Annotated in this window: 16 protein-coding genes and 1 tRNA gene; 6 read left to right on the top strand and 11 right to left on the bottom strand. The window is 71.1% G+C overall.

Annotated features, from left to right (window positions below):
• Positions 1 to 23: 23 nt before the first annotated feature.
• Positions 24 to 1244 carry an AGE family epimerase/isomerase gene (locus JX575_RS02985; protein WP_206054497.1) on the bottom strand — a complete coding sequence of 407 codons (1221 nt, stop codon included), beginning with the start codon at positions 1242 to 1244 and terminating at the stop codon, positions 24 to 26.
• 88 nt (positions 1245 to 1332) lie between these two features.
• Positions 1333 to 1414: transfer RNA gene (locus tag JX575_RS02980), tRNA-Tyr, on the bottom strand.
• An 83-nt stretch (positions 1415 to 1497) separates the two neighbouring features.
• Here JX575_RS02980 and JX575_RS02975 point away from each other — a divergent pair.
• Positions 1498 to 1989, top strand: coding sequence for a YajQ family cyclic di-GMP-binding protein (locus JX575_RS02975; protein ID WP_186340191.1), 492 nt, complete (start codon positions 1498 to 1500; stop codon positions 1987 to 1989).
• Here JX575_RS02975 and JX575_RS02970 read toward each other — a convergent pair.
• The 5 genes from JX575_RS02970 to JX575_RS02950 form a co-directional block, all read right to left on the bottom strand.
• Entirely contained in the window at positions 1973 to 2626 is a 654-nt protein-coding gene (locus JX575_RS02970) for a B12-binding domain-containing protein (RefSeq protein WP_186340190.1), read from the bottom strand. The genes JX575_RS02975 and JX575_RS02970 overlap by 17 nt on opposite strands.
• A gap of 62 nt (positions 2627 to 2688) precedes the next feature.
• Positions 2689 to 3666, bottom strand: a complete 978-nt coding sequence (locus JX575_RS02965; protein ID WP_186340189.1) for a TOBE-like domain-containing protein — start codon at positions 3664 to 3666, stop codon at positions 2689 to 2691.
• Between the two features lie 56 nt (positions 3667 to 3722).
• Positions 3723 to 4598, bottom strand: coding sequence for a sulfate ABC transporter permease subunit (locus tag JX575_RS02960; protein WP_186340188.1), 876 nt, complete (start codon positions 4596 to 4598; stop codon positions 3723 to 3725).
• A complete protein-coding gene (gene cysT / locus JX575_RS02955) occupies positions 4591 to 5439 on the bottom strand; it encodes a sulfate ABC transporter permease subunit CysT (protein ID WP_186340187.1) in 849 nt (282 codons plus the stop codon). Before cysT ends, JX575_RS02960 begins: the two co-directional genes overlap by 8 nt.
• Before the next feature lie 27 nt (positions 5440 to 5466).
• Positions 5467 to 6513, bottom strand: a complete 1047-nt coding sequence (locus JX575_RS02950) for a sulfate ABC transporter substrate-binding protein (RefSeq protein ID WP_186340186.1) — start codon at positions 6511 to 6513, stop codon at positions 5467 to 5469.
• A gap of 232 nt (positions 6514 to 6745) precedes the next feature.
• On the opposite strand from JX575_RS02950, the gene JX575_RS02945 reads away from it, so the two are divergent.
• Together JX575_RS02945 and JX575_RS02940 are read left to right on the top strand one after the other, a co-directional pair.
• Entirely contained in the window at positions 6746 to 8689 is a 1944-nt protein-coding gene (locus tag JX575_RS02945; RefSeq protein ID WP_206054496.1) for a 2-oxoacid:acceptor oxidoreductase subunit alpha, read from the top strand.
• 20 nt (positions 8690 to 8709) lie between these two features.
• Positions 8710 to 9801, top strand: coding sequence for a 2-oxoacid:ferredoxin oxidoreductase subunit beta (locus tag JX575_RS02940; RefSeq protein WP_222129501.1), 1092 nt, complete (start codon positions 8710 to 8712; stop codon positions 9799 to 9801).
• 39 nt (positions 9802 to 9840) lie between these two features.
• Here JX575_RS02940 and JX575_RS02935 read toward each other — a convergent pair whose 3' ends face one another.
• On the bottom strand, positions 9841 to 10251 hold the full coding sequence (locus JX575_RS02935; protein WP_186340184.1) for a hypothetical protein: 411 nt from the start codon (positions 10249 to 10251) through the stop codon (positions 9841 to 9843).
• Between the two features lie 100 nt (positions 10252 to 10351).
• Between JX575_RS02935 and rarD the strand changes: the two genes are divergently transcribed.
• The 3 genes from rarD (at position 10352) to JX575_RS02920 (ending at position 12974) form a co-directional block, all read left to right on the top strand.
• Positions 10352 to 11260, top strand: a complete 909-nt coding sequence (rarD, locus tag JX575_RS02930) for an EamA family transporter RarD (RefSeq protein WP_186340183.1) — start codon at positions 10352 to 10354, stop codon at positions 11258 to 11260.
• Positions 11261 to 12043: 783 nt separating this feature from the next.
• A complete protein-coding gene (locus JX575_RS02925; protein WP_186340182.1) occupies positions 12044 to 12181 on the top strand; it encodes a hypothetical protein in 138 nt (45 codons plus the stop codon).
• Positions 12182 to 12260: 79 nt separating this feature from the next.
• Positions 12261 to 12974: a 3-keto-5-aminohexanoate cleavage protein gene (locus JX575_RS02920; protein WP_186340181.1), complete on the top strand. Its 714-nt coding sequence runs from the start codon at positions 12261 to 12263 to the stop codon at positions 12972 to 12974.
• Between the two features lie 17 nt (positions 12975 to 12991).
• On the opposite strand, the gene JX575_RS02915 is transcribed toward JX575_RS02920, so the two are convergent.
• The 3 genes from JX575_RS02915 to JX575_RS02905 are packed head-to-tail and all read right to left on the bottom strand — an operon-like array spanning position 12992 to position 17063.
• On the bottom strand, positions 12992 to 13990 hold the full coding sequence (locus tag JX575_RS02915) for a polyprenyl synthetase family protein (RefSeq protein ID WP_241005311.1): 999 nt from the start codon (positions 13988 to 13990) through the stop codon (positions 12992 to 12994).
• On the bottom strand, positions 13987 to 15579 hold the full coding sequence (nuoN, locus tag JX575_RS02910) for an NADH-quinone oxidoreductase subunit NuoN (protein ID WP_186340180.1): 1593 nt from the start codon (positions 15577 to 15579) through the stop codon (positions 13987 to 13989). Before nuoN ends, JX575_RS02915 begins: the two co-directional genes overlap by 4 nt.
• A complete protein-coding gene (locus JX575_RS02905) occupies positions 15576 to 17063 on the bottom strand; it encodes an NADH-quinone oxidoreductase subunit M (RefSeq protein ID WP_186340179.1) in 1488 nt (495 codons plus the stop codon). The genes nuoN and JX575_RS02905 overlap by 4 nt, the downstream gene beginning before the upstream one ends.
• Between the last annotated feature and the right edge of the window lie 66 nt (positions 17064 to 17129).

The following is a 17129-nucleotide window of genomic DNA, read 5'->3' as shown; positions in this document are numbered from 1 at the left end:
ATGCCCGCGGGCTGGCCGGTCGCTCATCCCCGGTGCGGACCCACGGTCGCGAGGGCGCTGGCGAGGCTGGGGGCGAGCGGCAGCCGCGGCAGGAGCGTCGCCTGGACGGCGTGGTAGAGGTCGGGCTTGCCCGGCCAGACGCTGGCCTGCGGTCGGTTGGCGGCGTCGAGCTCGTGGTGCCACGAGCCCCGACCGGCGTCGCGCACGTGCGCGACGACGAAGTCCCACCACTCGGCGTACCGCTGGGCGTAGGCGTCCTCACCCGTGCGCCGGTGCAGCGCCGCGGCGGCCGCGATCGCCTCGGCCGCGACCCAGTGCATCCGCTCGCGCACGACCGGCCGCCCGTCCCAGTCGGTGGTGTAGACGAAGCCGGGCTCGCCGTCGGCGTGCCAGCCGTCGGCGACGGCCCGGTCGAAGAGCAGGCGCGAGGTGTCGAGGAGACCGGCCGGCGCGACGTCTCCCAGGGTCGCCTCGAGGTGGAGCAGCAGCCGCGACCACTCGAGTCCGTGGCCGACGGTCGCGCCGTAGGGCTTGAACGGGTCGCCGGGCCGGTCGCGGTTGAGCTCGAGGTCCACCGACCAGTCGGCACCGAAGTGCTCCGGGAGCCGGCCGTCGTGCGCCGGCGCCAGGTCGAGCACCAGGCCGGCCAGCCGGGCCGCGCGCCGGTGCCACACGTCGTCGCCGGTGACGTCGCCGACCGCGAGCATCGCCTCTACCGCGTGCATCGTGGAGTTGAGCCCGCGGTAGGGCGCGACGGTGGTCCAGGCGCGGTCCCACTCGTCGACCACGCGGCCCAGGTCGTCGTCGAAGAAGCGCTCCTCGAAGACGCCGGTCGCCTCGTCGAGCAACCGATCCGCCCCGGGCAGCCCAGCGACGACGGCGGTCGACGCGGCGAGCATCACGAAGGCGTGCGCATAGCAGGACTTGCCGGTGCCGTCGGGCCTGCCGTCGGGACCGACGGCGGCGTGCCAGCCACCGTGGTCGGCGTCGCGCAGCACGCCGTTCAGCCCGGCGAGCGCACCGGCCGCCACGGCGTCCGCGCCCTCGACGCCGAGCACCGTGCCGAGGCACTGGACGTGGACGGTGCGGGCGGTGATCCAGGTGTGCACGGGCCGCGCGAGGTCGGGCGCCCCGGCATCGTCGAGCCACGCGGCTCCCCCGCCGGGGTGCACGGCGCGGCGGCCGAAGTCGATCAGGCGGCGACACTCGGCGTCGAGCCAGGCGTCGTCGGGCGGGGTGCTCACCCGGGCAGTCAAGCAGCGCCCGCCCACGAACGCACGAGACCCCCGCACGCGGTGCGGGGGTCTCGCGACCGGATCGGGATCCGTCCGGTGGCAGGTAGAGGATTCGAACCTCTGTAGGCAATGCCGGCTGATTTACAGTCAGCTCCCTTTGGCCGCTCGGGCAACCTGCCGGGGCGTGCGGAACAATAGCAAGGCACGGACATGACAACGAATCGCCGGGGCACCCGGCGCGAGCCCCCCAAGGAGGCACTCAATGGCCGACTCGAGCTTCGACATCGTGAGCAAGCTGGACCGCCAGGAGGTCGACAACGCGCTCAGCCAGGCGGCCCGCGAGATCGCCACCCGGTTCGACTTCAAGGGCACCGGCGCCTCCATCGAGTGGAAGGGCGAGAAGGCCATCGAGATCACCGCCTCCGCCGACGACCGGGCCAGTGCGGTGCTCAGCGTCTTCCAGGACAAGCTGATCAAGCGCAACCAGAGCCTGAAGATCCTCGACGCCTCCGAGCCGCGCCAGTCGGGCCAGGTCTCCAAGATCGACATCGCGCTCAAGGAGGGCATCACCTCCGAGGACGCGAAGAAGATCTCCAAGCTGATCCGCGACGAGGGCCCCAAGGGCGTCAAGGCGCAGGTGCAGGGCGAGGAGCTGCGCGTGTCGTCGAAGAAGCGCGACGACCTCCAGGCCGTGCAGCAGCTGGTGAAGGCGCAGGACTACGACTTCGCGGTGCAGTTCACCAACTACCGCTGAGCTCGGACAGCTCGCCGACGAGCACCACGACCGCGCGCACCGGGTCGGCGGGCAGGGGTCGCGCGCCGATCTCCTCGAGGGTCTGCGCGTCGGCCCCGCGCCCGGCGGCGTAGACCGGGTGGTCGGCGGCGAGCCTGCGCAGCGCGGACGCGTGGGCGGTGAACGTCGTCGGGCGCCGCGCCGCGAGGACGACCGCGTCGGCGCCCGCGGCACGCGCCGCCGTGCGGATGGCAGGCACGGGCGTGTCCGCCCCGAGGAACCTGGCGCGTACGCCCCGCTCGCGCAGCATCAGCGCGACGCACAGCAGCACCATGTCGTGCCGCTCGCCCGGCGGGCAGGCGAGCAGGACGACCGGCGCGGCCGCGGAGGCGTCCTGGAGCACCGGCGTCGGGGGCACCGCGGTGAGCGCGGTGAGCTTGCGTCGCAGCATGTCGCTGACGAAGTGCTCGTGGGCGACCGAGAGGGTGCCCGCCTCCCACCGGTCGCCGACCTCCCCGAGGAACGGGAGGACGACACCGGTCACCGCGGCCGAGAGCGGCACGTCCCAGAGCAGCCGGGCGATCGCGAGCTCCGCGGCCTCGGCGTCGAAGGTCTCGACGGCGGACCACAGCTCGTCCGAGGTCGTCGTGGGGTCCACCCGGGCACGCTAACCCGCCGAGCGGGCGCGCGCGGCTTCGCCGGCACCGCCGCGCCGCACGCTCAGACGGCCGCCGCCATCCGCGGCACCACGGTCGCGCCCGCCGCAGGGGTGAGCCAGACGGTGCTCCCCTCCTCGAGGCCGTGGGCGCGGGCGTGGGCGCGGGTCACGACGACCGACACCTCGTCGCCGTCGACGGTGAGCACGGTCAGCCGGACCTCGAAGCCGATGCGCACCAGGCGGTGGATCGTCCCCTCCACGCTGCCGGCCAGGGACGGGGTGCGCTCCAGCTCGATGTCGTGGGGCCGGAGCGAGAGTCCGCCGAGGTGGGTGACCTCGCCGAGGAACGACATCACGAAGTCGTTGGCCGGCTCGTCGTAGAGCTGGTCGGGGGTGCCGACCTGCTCGACGCGTCCCTCGTTGATCACCACGATCTCGTCGGCGACCTCGAGCGCCTCCTCCTGGTCGTGGGTGACGAAGACGGTCGTGACGTGCACGTCGTCGTGGAGACGGCGCAGCCAGTCGCGCAGCTCCTTGCGGACCTTGGCGTCGAGCGCGCCGAACGGCTCGTCGAGCAGCAGCACCGACGGCTCCACCGCGAGGGCGCGGGCCAGGGCCATGCGCTGGCGCTGGCCGCCGGAGAGCTGCGAGGGGAGGCGGTGCGAGAACTGCGAGAGGTGCACCAGCTCGAGGAGCTCGCGCACCCGGTGCTCGACCTCGTCCTTCGGGCGCTTGCGGATCTCGAGACCGAAGGCGACGTTCTTGGCCACGGTCATGTGCTTGAAGACCGCGTAGTGCTGGAAGACGAAGCCCACGTTGCGCTTCTGGGCGGGCAGGTGGGTCGCCTCGACGCCCGCGATGCTCACCGTGCCGGTGTCGGCCTTCTCCAGGCCGGCGATGATGCGCAGCAGGGTCGACTTGCCTCCGCCGCTGGGGCCGAGGAGCGCCGTGAGCTGGCCGGTCGGGATGGTGACGCTGACGTCGTCGAGCGCGACGAAGTCGCCGAACTTCTTGTTCAGCCCTGACACTTCGATGCTCATGGGGTGATGCCTTTCTGGTGGCTCGGGGGTGGCCGGGACGTGGTCGCCGGGTCGGCTCAGTGGCGGTTCTTGGGACGGATGATCGCGACGACGACGATGCAGGCCACCGACACCATCGCGAGCAGGAAGGCGGTCGCGTAGGCGCCCTGCTGGTCGAAGTTGAGGTACTTCTCCTCCACCGCGAGGGTGGCCGTGCGGGTCTGCCCGAGGACGTTGCCCGAGACGACCTTGACCGCACCGAACTCGCCGAGCGAGCGGGCCAGGGTCAGCACGACGCCGTAGACGATGCCCCACTTGATGGACGGCAGGGTGATCCGCCAGAACCGCTGGAGGGCGTTGGCCCCCAGGCTCTCGGCGGCCTGCTCCTGGTCGGTGCCGATCTCCTCGAGCACGGGGACGAGCTCGCGGATCATCAGCGGCAGCGCCACGAAGGTCGTCGCCATGATGATGCCGGGCGTCGAGAAGATGACCTGGAACCCCCAGTCGGCGAGGGTCGGCCCGAGCCACCCGTTGCGGCCGCCGTAGACCAGCACGAGGGCGAGGCCGACGACGATCGGGGACACCGAGAGCGGGATGTCGAGCAGCGAGTTGAGCAGTCGCTTGCCGGGGAACTCCTGGCGCACGAGCAGCAGCGAGATCCCCACGCCGAAGAGCGTGTTGATCACGACCGACCACACGGCGACGTAGGCGCTCAGCTGGAGCGCCACCACCATGTCGGGGTCGGACAGCAGCGAGGCGATCGACTCCCACCCGTTCGCGAAGGTGTGGGTCACGACCAGCGACACCGGCCAGGCGACCAGGAGGAACAGGTAGGCGGTGACGATGAGCCGCAGCACGTAGGTCGTCGGGGTCTTGCGCACGCGCGGGGGGCGGCGGCGCTCCTCGACGGGCGGCACGACCGCCTCGACGTCGTGGACGAGGGTGTCAGCCACGTGCGGCCACCCGCCTCTGGATCAGGTCCAGGAGCACGATCACCGCGAGCGAGATCGCCAGCAGCACCGTGGCGACGGCCGCGGCCGCCGGGACGTTGTCGTTCTCGATGCTGCTGAGGATGCGCACGGAGGTGACCTCGGTCTTGAACGGGAGGTTGCCCGACAGCAGCACCAGCGAGCCGTACTCGCTGACGCCGCGGGCGAAGGACAGGGCGGCGCCGGCGGTGATGGCCGGCGTCAGGCTGGGCAGGATGATGCGGCGGAACGTGGTGAACCGGCTCGCGCCGAGGGACGCCGCGGCCTCCTCGACGTCGAGGTCGAGCTCCTCGAGCACCGGCTGCACCATCCGCACGACGAACGGCAGCGTGACGAACAAGAACGCGAGGAAGACGGCCGGGCGCTGGTTGGCGATGTCGATGCCGAGCGGGCTGTCGGTGCCGTAGAGCGAGAGCAGCACCAGGCCGGCGACGATGGTCGGCAGCGCGAAGGGGATGTCGATCATCACCTCGAGCACCGACTTGCCCCAGAACCGGTCGCGCACGAGCACCCAGGCGATGAGCGGGCCCATCACGACGTTGACGGCCGTGACGCCGAGGGCGGTGAAGACGGTGAGCTTGATGGCGGCGGCGGTCTGGCCGTTGGTGATGGTCGCCCAGAAGACGTCCCAGCCGCCGTCGACGGCGGTGACGACGACCGCCGCCAGGGGGATCAGGACCAGCGCGCTGAACCAGATCATGGCGATGCCGAGCCCGAGACCCGACGACCGCGTGAGCGTGGAGCGCGGACCCGACCGGCGAGGAGCCCTCGCCGGTCGGACCGCTGCGATCTCAGGAGAGGTCATGGTGGAGGTGATGGGGTGACCGGGGTGTCACTCGAGGGAGAGACCGGCGTTGAGGATGGCCTCGAAGATGATGCCGTTCTCCTCGTCGAAGAACTTCGTCGACACCTCGTCCCAGCCACCGAAGTCCTCGTCGACCGTCAGCAGGGTGGGCACCTCGGGGAACGGGTTGGACGGGTCCGTCGCACCCTCGACGGTGCCGCCGTAGTCGACGTCGTCGCGGAGCGGGCGGAACCCGGTCAGGGCGAACTGCCTCTGTCCCTCGTCGGAGAGGACGAAGTCCAGCCACGCCTGCGACGGCTCGGAGGCGTCCTTCAGGATCGCGCCGGCGTTCTCGATCTTCAGCGTGGTCTCCGGGATGATGTACTCGAAGGCCTCGTCGTTCTGCGCGGCGAGGATGGCCTCGTTCTCGTAGGCCATGAGCACGTCACCGGTGCCGCCGAGGAACGCCGTGGTGGCGTCGCGGCCGCTGCCCGGGAGCGAGACGACGTTCTTGAAGAACTTGTCGACGTAGGCGGTGGCCTCCTCGTCGGTGCCGCCGTCGCTGATGACCTGGCCGTAGGCGGCGAGGGCGTTCCAGCGCGCGGCGCCCGACGAGGCGGGGTTGGCGGTCACGATCTCGACGCCGGGCTTGACCAGGTCGGCCCACGTCTTGATGTTCTTGGGGTTGCCGTCGCGCACGCCGAACGCGACGACCGAGGTGGACACGACGCCCTTGTTGTCGCCCGCGTCCCAGTCGTCGGCCACGAGGCCCTCGTCGACCAGGCGGGTGACGTCGGTGGGCACCGACATGTGGACGTAGTCGGCCTTGAGACCGGCGGCGACCGCGCGGCTCTGGTCCCCCGAAGGACCGTAGGAGGTCTGGAACTCCACGCCCTCGCCGTCGGGCGTCTTGGCGAACTCCTCGGCGATGGCCTTGTTGGCGGCCTCGGGGACCGCGAACCCGACGATGTGGATGGTCTCAGCGGCATCCTCGTCGGAGCTGCTGGCGCCACCGGGGGCGCAGGCGGACAGGGCCAGTGCGGACAACGTGGCCCCGACTGCGGCCGCGAGAGCGGTACGTGAACGGATCTGCATGGGGGATGCTCGACTTTCTCGATCGGTGTGCAATGTCGAGAAACATACATGACTTTATTGACCTGCCTCACATTGCCCACGGATCGGGCGAGTCGCCGCGCTCGTCCACCCCCGTCGGAGGGGAGGGCGACGAGGCGTCCATCACGTGGGGAGCGGCGGGAAAACGCCCGATCCGCGACTACTGTGGGCAGTTGGGCGAGGACTCCCCGACACGTAGGAAGCAGGGCAAGAGGTGACCCACACCGACAAGCAGGTCAAGCAGCTGGATCGCGTCATCATCCGGTTCGCGGGCGACTCCGGTGACGGCATGCAGCTGACCGGTGACCGGTTCACCCAGGAGACCGCCGCATTCGGCAACGACCTGGTCACGCTGCCCAACTTCCCGGCCGAGATCCGGGCGCCCCAGGGCACCCTGCCGGGGGTCTCGTCGTTCCAGGTGCACTTCGCCGACCACGACATCCTCACCGCGGGCGACGCACCCGACGTGCTGGTCGCGATGAACCCGGCGGCGCTGCGCGCCAACCTCGGCGACCTCCACAAGGGCGCGACGATCATCGTCGACACGCACGACTTCACCGCGCGCAACCTCACCAAGGCCGGCTACACCGCCAACCCGCTCGACGGCGACAGCCTCGACGCCTACGCGGTGCACCCCGTCGACCTCACCGGGATGACGGTCGAGGCGGTCAAGGACTTCGGCCTCTCGCGCAAGGACGCCTCGCGCGCCAAGAACATGTTCGCCCTCGGCCTGCTGTCGTGGATGTACGGACGCCCCACCGAGCCGACGACGGCGTTCCTGACCAAGCGCTTCGCCAAGGTGCCCGCCATCCGCGACGCCAACCTCGCGGCGTTCAAGGCCGGGTGGAACTTCGGCGAGACCACCGAGACGTTCGCCGTGCAGTACGAGATCAAGCCGGCCACCATGCCGCCCGGCACCTACCGCAACATCACGGGCAACCTCGCGCTGGCCTACGGCCTGGTCGCGGGTGGTGTGCAGTCCGGGCTCCCGCTGTTCCTCGGCACCTACCCGATCACGCCGGCCTCCGACATCCTCCACGAGCTGTCGAAGCACAAGTCGTTCGGCGTGACGACGTTCCAGGCCGAGGACGAGATCGCCGGCGTCGGCGCGGCCATCGGCGCGTCCTACGCCGGCCACCTCGGCGTCACCTCCACGTCCGGCCCCGGTGTGGCCCTGAAGTCGGAGGCGATCGGCCTCGCGGTGATGACCGAGCTGCCGCTCGTCGTCGTCGACGTGCAGCGCGGCGGCCCCTCGACCGGCCTGCCGACCAAGACCGAGCAGGCCGACCTGCTGCAGGCGATGTTCGGGCGCAACGGCGAGGCCCCCGTGCCGATCGTGGCTCCCCAGTCCCCCGGCGACTGCTTCGCCGCTGCGGTCGAGGCCACCCGGATCGCCGTCACCTACCGCACCCCGGTGCTCCTGCTCTCCGACGGCTACCTCGCCAACGGCTCCGAGCCGTGGCGGGTCCCGGCCGTCGACGAGCTGCCCGTGATCGACCCGGACTTCGCCACCGAGAAGAACTACACGGTCACCAACGACGACGACACCGTCACCTCCGAGTTCTGGCCCTACCTGCGCGACGAGGCCACCCTCGCCCGCCCGTGGGCGATCCCCGGCACCCCCGGTCTCGAGCACCGCATCGGCGGCCTCGAGAAGGGCGACGGTCACGGCAACATCTCCTACGACCCGGCCAACCACGACTTCATGGTCCGCACCCGCCAGGCCAAGGTCGACCGGATCGCCGACTCGATCCCGCTCGTCGAGGTCGACGACCCGTCAGGCGAGGCGAAGGTGCTCGTCCTCGGGTGGGGCTCGACCTACGGCCCGATCGGCGCCGGCGTACGCCGCGTCCGCAAGGCCGGCTACCACGTCGCGCAGGCACACCTGCGCCACCTCAACCCGTTCCCCAGCAACCTCGGCGAGGTCCTTCGGGGCTACGACAAGGTGCTGGTCCCCGAGATGAACCTCGGCCAGCTCTCGTTGCTGCTGCGTGCGAAGTACCTCGTCGACGCGGTCGGCTACAACCACGTCCGCGGCCTGCCGCTCAAGGCCACCGAGCTCGCCCACGCGATCGGCGAGCTCGTCGGCCAGGCCGAGGGCATCGAGATCGACCTCGGCGTGTGGGGCGAGCCGACCCAGAAGGAGCACATCCAGTGACCAGCCAGACCGACCTCGGCCTGCCCGCCTTCCGCTCCGGCACCGAGTCGGTGCCCGCGAGCGGGGCCCCGCAGACCGGCAAGGACTTCACCTCCGACCAGGAGGTGCGCTGGTGCCCCGGCTGCGGCGACTACGCCGTGCTCAAGGCCGTCCAGTCGTTCCTGCCCGACCTCGGCCTGCGCCGCGAGAACATCGTCTTCGTCTCCGGCATCGGCTGCTCCTCGCGCTTCCCCTACTACCTCGACACCTACGGCATGCACTCGATCCACGGCCGGGCGCCGTCGATCGCGACCGGCATCGCCACCGCGCGCGAGGACCTCTCGGTGTGGGTCGTCACCGGCGACGGCGACGCGCTGTCGATCGGCGGCAACCACCTGATCCACGCCCTGCGCCGCAACGTCAACATGACGATCCTGCTGTTCAACAACCGGATCTACGGCCTCACCAAGGGCCAGTACTCCCCCACCTCCGAGGCCGGCAAGGTCACCAAGTCGACACCGATGGGCTCGGTCGACCACCCGTTCAACCCGGTGTCGCTCGCACTCGGCGCCGAGGCGACGTTCGTGGCTCGCACCATCGACTCCGACCGCAAGCACCTCACCTCGGTGCTGGCCGCGGCCGCGGCCCACCGCGGCACGTCGCTGGTCGAGATCTACCAGAACTGCCCGATCTTCAACGACGGCGCGTTCGACGCCATCAAGTCGCCCGACACCAAGGCCGACGCGATCATCCCGCTCGTCCACGGCGAGCCGATCCGCTTCGGCGCCCCGCTCGAGGACGGCCGCGGCGCCAAGGGCGTCGTCCGCGACCCCGAGACCGGTGGCGTCAAGGTCGCCCTGGTCGCCGACGTCGGCGAGGACGCCCTGCTCGTGCACGACGCCCACAGCCCCGACCCGTCGACGGCGTTCGCCATCAGCCGGCTGACCGCCGCCGACTACCTCCACCAGGCGCCCATCGGGATCTTCCGCCAGGTGGAGCGCCCGACCTACGACGACCAGGCCCGCGCGCAGGTCACCGCCGCCGTCGAGGAGGCCACCAACGGCGACACCGCCGACCGCACCGCTCGTCTGGCGGGGCTGATCGGCGGTGGCGACACCTGGACGATCCTCTGATCGTCCAGGTGGTGCTCGGCCGGTGAGGGCGAGCGGCGCTCAGTCGAAGTAGAGCGTCCAGACGTTGCCCTTGGTGTTGCCGAAGCCGTTGGAGCGGTCGACCTTGGAGCGCCACTTCCAGCGGCCGCGCTCCGGGGCGTAGATGCGGGTCTTGAAGACGCCCTTGTCGTTGGTCTTGACCTTCTTGGCGGTCTTCCACTTGCAGGAGCCGCACTTCTTCTTGAGGATCTTCACCTTCTGGTTGGCGTAGGGCAGCAGGGTGCCGTCAGCCTGCGGCTCCATGACCGTGCCCTTGAGCTTGAAGGCGTTGTAGGAGACCTGCTTGGTGCGCGGCGGGACCTCCTCGATGATCCGCTTGGGCGCCGACCCGGCGCTTGCGCCCGTGCTGAGCACGCCGGCGACGAGCAGGGCGGCGACCAGCGCCGCCAGGACGGTGCGGAAGATCCGCATGGTGAGTTCCCCCTCGATGGTGTGACTTCTCTGGTGCGTCGGAGTCCCCGGACCCCGACCGCGCCCATCGTAGGTGACGGGGCCGCCCTAGACTCCGTGAGTGCCAGATAGCCGTCGCGGAGTGGTCTTCGGCGCGCTCGCCTACACGCTCTGGGGCACCTTCCCGCTCTACTGGACCCTGCTGGAGCCGGCCGGTGCCATCGAGATCCTGGCCCACCGCATCGTCTGGTCGGTGCTGACGATGCTCGTCATCCTGGTGCTGGCGCGACGCGTCGGGCACTTCCGGGCGCTGCTGCGCGACCGGCAGCGGCTGCTCCTCCTCGTCTGCGCGGCGCTCGTCATCTCCGTCAACTGGGGCGCCTACATCTGGGGCGTCAACAACGACCGCGTGGTCGAGACCTCCCTCGGCTACTTCATCAACCCGCTCGTCACCGTGCTGATGGGCGTGCTGCTCCTCGGCGAGCGCCTGCGGCGCCTGCAGTGGATCGCCATGGCGATCGCCCTCCTCGCCGTCGTCGTGCTCACCGTCGACTACGGCGAGCCGCCGTGGGTGGCGCTGCTGCTCGCGTTCTCCTTCGGCACCTACGGCCTGCTCAAGAAGCAGGCGGGCGCCGGCGCGGTGGAGAGCATCACGCTGGAGACCCTGGTCATCGCGCCCTTCGCGGCGGCGTACGTCGCCTGGCTCGTCGCGGCCGGTCAGTCCACCTTCGGCGGTCACGGCGTCGGGCACGCACTCCTCTTCACCACCACCGGCGTGATCACCGCCATCCCGCTCATGCTCTTCGGGGCAGCTGCCAACCGGGTCTCGATGGTGTCGCTCGGGCTGCTCCAGTACCTCGCACCCACCCTCCAGTTCGCCCTCGGCATCCTCGTCTTCCGCGAGGACATGCCCGCCAGCCGCTGGATCGGCTTCGGACTGGTCTGGGTCGCGCTCGCGATCTTCACCGTCGAGGCGATCAAGCACCATCGCCGGCAGCTGCGCTTGGCGGCGGAGGCCAGCGCCGTGTGAGCGAGCCGTCCCTGACCGGGACCGTGGCACGAGGCCGTCAGCAGCTGACGTCGAGCGCCGCGGTGGGTCGTTCACAGGAGGCGAAGCTCCACGTCTGGTCGCTGAAGGCATCCTGGGTCGGGTCGGCGTACACCTCCGTCGACCCTCGGACTCCCACTGCTCCTCGACCGGGTCGGACGCCCATGGCCCGAGACACGTGCAACCGGCGAGCGGCGGGGATCCGGCAAACCGGGGTGGCCCGCAGGGACCCGCCCACGAAGGCCTGCGCTCCCCGGGCCGGGAGTGGCTGTCAGGTCAAACCCCACGCCGGGCCCGAGCCGAGTTCCCCTTGACGCCCCCATCACGGGGTTCGGGCCGACCCGGGCGTGCTCAAGCGGTTCCGTCCCCGCTCAACCACCCGGATCCGGGTGTCCCAGCGGGGACGGGACTGTCCTAGTGGGGCTGCTCGGGTGACCGCGGGGAGTGTGTTCCCGTGGTGCCCCCCACCCGGCACCCCAGGCCCCCGGCCGACCACGACGCTGCTTCATCAAGGTATGTCGTCGAACCCGCACTTCCCATGGTCAGCTCGCCATGGGAAGTGCCGGTTCGTCTGCATACCTTGATGACCCAGCGACGGCGCCGACAGCCAGCGCGGGCGGGCGCCCGCGGCAACGATCCGCTGCGCGCGCCTGCACCCTCGTGCTGACGTCGCAGTGGTGGCAGACTGCGGTCTCCACACCTTGGGGGACCCATGCCAGTGATGCTGACGCGGCACGACCGGCCGCGGCCGAGGCGGCGCGCGAGATGACCTACCTCGTCGTGGTCCTCCTCGTCGTACTCATCGCTCTGGTGGTCGAGAACGCCCGCCGCGGTCCCGTGAAGGCCACCAGGACCGGCAGCCAGGTCGCGGGCGGAGGAGACGGAGGCGCCGGCGGCGGCTGACCCTGGACGCCGCCGCACCAGCGACCAGGACCGTCGCAGGGCGTGGCTCGACGTCGGCTGACCTCGCTAGCCTGCCGACATGCTGAAGGCCTGCCTCAACGGTCCCCGGATGCCCACCGAGCACCCCGCCCTCCCGGTGACTCCCGCCCAGCTCGCGGACGACGTGGTCGCCGTGACCGGAGCCGGTGCCGAGATGGTGCACGTGCACCAGAAGGACGCGTCCGGTCGCGACACGTTCCGCGCCGACGCGGTCGCCCAGACGCTCGAGGCGATCCGCGCAGCGTCACCCGGCACGCCGGTCGGCATCACCACCGGGGCCTGGGCCGCACCGGGGGTCGAGGACCGCCTCGCCGCGATCGGCTCGTGGACGGTGCTCCCCGACTTCGCCTCCGTCAACTGGCACGAGGACGGCGCCGAGCAGGTCGCCGACGCCCTCCTGGGGCGAGGCGTCGGCGTCGAGGCGGGGCTGTGGACCGAGGCCGCCCTGCAGGCCTGGCTGGCGTGGCCATCGCGGGACCGGTGCGTGCGCGTGCTGCTCGAGCTCCCCGACGAGCCCGACGCGGCACGGTGCCTCCACCTGGCCGACCGCATGCTCGCCATCCTCGACGACGCCGCGAACGCCGTCCCCGTCCTGCTGCACGGTGAGGACCGCAGCGCGTGGCCGGTGCTGGTGCACGCACGCCGCCTCGGGCTCGCCACCCGGATCGGGCTCGAGGACACCCTGACGCTCCCCGACGGCGCGCGAGCGCCCGACAACGCCTCGCTGATCCGCGCCGCCCTCGCGCGGACGTGACGTCGGAGGAGCGTGGGTCAGGACGTCCGCGTGGCGACGATGTCGGCGAAGGACTCCAGGGCGGTCCGGACCGGGCCGGGGTCGAGGGCCTCGAGGAGCTTCTTCGCGCGGGCGGCCTCGCTGAGCACGTGGTCGCGCGCCTGCTGCATGGCCGGGTGGCGGCGCATCAGCTCGAGGGCCTCGGCGTGCTCGGCGTCGTCGGTGAGCGGGCGGCCGAGCAGGCTGAGCAGGCGGGCGTCGGCCGGGTCGGTCGAGGCCTGCGCCATCAGCACCGGCAGGGTCGGCACGCCCTCGCGCAGGTCGGTGCCCGGCGTCTTGCCCGACGTGTCGGACTCCGAGGCGATGTCGAGGATGTCGTCGGTGAGCTGGAACGCCGAGCCGACGATCTCACCGTAGGAGCTGAGCGCCTCCACGACCTCGGGACGCGCACCGCTGAACATCGCGCCGTAGCGCGCCGACGTGGCGATGAGGGAGCCGGTCTTGCCGGCCACGACGTCGAGGTAGTGCGCGAGCGGGTCCTCCCCCGGACCCGGCGGCACGGTCTCCATGATCTGGCCCTCGACGAGGCGCGTGAACGTGCGCGCCTGGATCAGCACGGCCTCCGGCCCGAGCGCCGCGGTGAGCTCGGAGGAGCGGCCGAAGAGGAAGTCGCCGGTGAGGATCGCCACGTTGTTGTCCCAGCGCGCGTTGGCGGTGTGCGCCCCGCGGCGCAGCGCCGCCTCGTCCATCACGTCGTCGTGGTAGAGCGAGGCGACGTGGGTCAGCTCGACCACGCACGCGGCGGTGTAGACGGCCTCGGCATCCGGGTCGGGGCCGGCCTCGGCGGCCAGCAGCACCAGGAGCGGACGGAAGCGCTTGCCGCCGGCCATCATCAGGTGCGCCGCCGCCTCCGAGACGAACCGGGCACGCCCGCGGCAGTGGTCGGCGAGCATGCCCTCGATGCGCGTCATCCGCTCGACCAGCCGCTGTTCGAGGGCGGCGTCGACGACGGGCATGGCGAGGGGCGAGTCGGTCACCTGATGAATTCTCCCGCAACCGCCGCCAGGTCGAGCACCGGCCCCGGCACCACGCCGAGGACGAGGGTCACCGCGGCTCCGACGGCGATGGTCGCCGCGGTGAGCACCGACGGGTAGGCCACGCTCGGACCGTCGCCGACGGGCTCGTCGAAGTACATGACCTTGATGACCCGGACGTAGAGGAACGCGGCGATGATGCTCGCGATCACGGCCGCGATGACCACCGGCCACGCGCCCGCGGCGAGCGCCGCGGAGAAGACCGCCAGCTTGCCCACGAAGCCGGAGGTGAGCGGGATGCCCGCCATCGCCAGCAGGAAGAAGGCGAACACCGCGGCGACGACCGGGGACTCCTTGCCCAGGCCCGCCCAGCGGTCGATCGCGGTGGTCTCGCCGCCACCGTCGCGGACCAGGCTCACGACCGCGAACGCACCGATCGTGGCGAAGCCGTAGGTCGCGAGGTAGAACAGCACGGCCTGGAGCGAGGTGATCTCGCCCGGGGCCAGCTGGTCGGCGGCCTGCAGGCCCACCACGCCGGTGAGGATGAAGCCGGTGTGCGCGATCGAGGAGTAGGCCAGCAGGCGCTTGATGTCGCTCTGCGTGATGGCCAGCGCCGCGCCGACGAACATCGAGAGGATGGCGATGACCCACAGCATCGGCTGCCACGACCAGCGGTCGGCGCCGAGGGCGACGTAGAAGAGCCGCATGAGCGCGCCGAACGCCGCGACCTTGGTGCCGGCCGCCATGAACGCGGTGACCGGGGTGGGCGCGCCCTGGTAGACGTCGGGCGTCCACGCCTGGAAGGGCACGGCGCCGACCTTGAACAGCAGACCCACGGCGAGCAGGCCGGTGCCGATCAGCAGCAGGCTCTGGTTGCCCACGTCGTTGCGGACGGCCTCGTTGATGGCGGCGAAGTCGAGCGAGCCGGCGAAGCCGTAGAGCAGCGCGGCGCCGTAGAGGAAGAAGCCGGAGGAGAAGGCGCCGAGCAGGAAGTACTTGAGCGCGGCCTCCTGGCTGAGCAGGCGACGCCTGCGCGCCAGTCCGCTCAGCAGGTAGAGCGGCAGCGAGAGGACCTCGAGGCCGACGAACATCGTCAGCAGGTCGTTGGCCGCGGGGAACAGCATCATGCCGAAGACCGCGAACATCATCAGCGGGTAGACCTCGGTGTGCTCGCGGTTGGCCGCGATCGAGGCCGTCTCGGCGTCGGTGCCCGGCACCGCGGCGGCCTGGCCGGCGAACGCCGACACCCCGCCGTCGAGGTGCCGCTCGGCGAAGAGCAGCACGCCCGCGATCGCCAGCGCGAGGACCAGGCCCCAGATGAAGAGGCTCGGCCCGTCGACCGCGATGGTGCCGCCCATGGCGAGCACGCCGCGCGCCGCGTCGCCGTCGTAGGTCGGGACGTCCTGGGCGACGAGCACGACGCCCACCAGGGCGAGCACGAGACCGCCGAGGGCCAGCACGACCTGCGCGGGATAGCGGATCCCGCGCGGCAGGAACGCCTCGACGACCACGCCGAGGCAGGCCACACCGAAGACGACCAGCAGCGGCCAGAGCTCGAAGTAGTCGACGATGGGCTTCACGAACTCGGTCACTGGGGACCACCCTCCTGGCCGATGCCCACGCTCGCGAGCGAGTCGTTGACGAACGGGTTGATGACGTCGAGCAGCGGCATCGGGTAGAAGCCGAACAGCACGAGTGCGAGCAGCAGCGGGGCGAGGATGCCGGTCTCACGCCGGTCGAGGTCGGCCACGGGGGCCGTGTCGACGCGGCCGGGGCCGGTCATCGTGCGCTGGTACATCCAGAGCGCGTAGAACGCGGCCAGGACGATCGCGAGCACCGCGACCGCACCGACCACCCAGTGGTAGTCGAACGCGGCGATGATGACGAGCATCTCGGAGACGAACGGCGACAGGCCGGGGAGGCCCGCCGCGGCGAGGCCGCCGACGAGGAAGAAGCCGGCCAGCACCGGTGCGGCCTTCTCGACCCCGCCCATCTCGCGGATCGACGCGGTGCCCGTGCGCCGGATCAGGAGCCCGGCGGCGAGGAACATCAGCGCCGTCGCGATGCCGTGGTTGACCATGTAGAGGATCGCGCCGGACCCGCCGGTCGGGCTGAAGACGAAGATGCCCAGCACGATGAAGCCGAAGTGCGACAGCGACGTGAGGCCGATCAGGCGCAGGACGTCGTCCTGGCCGATGGCGACGAGGGCGCCGTAGATGATCGAGATCAGCGCCAGCACGACGACCGCCGGGGTGGCCCACTGCGAGGCCTCGGGCAGCAGCCCCAGGCAGAACCGCAGCATCCCGAAGGTGCCGATCTTGTCGAGGATGCAGACCAGCAGCACGGAGGTGCCGGTGGTGGCCTTCTCAGTGGTGTCGGCGAGCCAGGTGTGCACCGGGAACATCGGCGCCTTGATCGCGAAGGCGATGAAGAAGCCGACGAACAGCCAGCGCTGCGTGGTCTCGTCGATGTCGAGGGCGGCCAGGTCGCTGATCAGGAAGCTCGGGTTGCCGGCGTCGGCCGAGACGACGTAGAGCCCGATCACCGAGGCGAGCATGATGAGCCCGCCGGCGAGCTGGTAGATCAGGAACTTGGTCGCGGCGCGTCCGCGGCCGGCCCGGCCGAAGCCGCCGATCAGGAAGTAGGCCGGGATCAGCGTCGCCTCGAACACGACGTAGAACAGCAGCACGTCGGTGGCGGTGAAGACGGCCAGCGACATGGCCTCGAGGCCGAGGGTCCAGGCGAAGAAGGCCTTCGCCCCGCTGTTGCCCGCCGCGTCCGACTCGTTCCAGCCGGCCAGCATCACGATCGGCACGAGCGCGACCGTGAGCAGGACCATCAGCAGGCCGAGGCCGTCGAGGCCGAGCGCGTAGTGGACGCCCAGCGACTCGATCCACGTGTGGGTCTCGGTGAGCTGCATGCCGCCGTCCACGTCGTACTGCGTCGCGGCGACGACCGCGGCGACCAGGGTCGCGGCGGCGAAGCCGAGGCCGACCAGCCGGGCGACCGCGTGCGGCACCAGGGCCGTGACGAGCGCGCCGACCAGCGGCAGCAGGATCAGGATCGTGAGAGTCATGCGGGGTCCTCGCAGGGGTGTTCGACGGAGGAGCTGAGCGGGGAGGGCGGAGGGCTCTGGAGGGTG

This window comes from Nocardioides sp. zg-1228 (assembly GCF_017086465.1).
Lineage (GTDB): Bacteria > Actinomycetota > Actinomycetes > Propionibacteriales > Nocardioidaceae > Nocardioides.
This window is presented reverse-complemented; position numbering and strand designations above follow the sequence as displayed.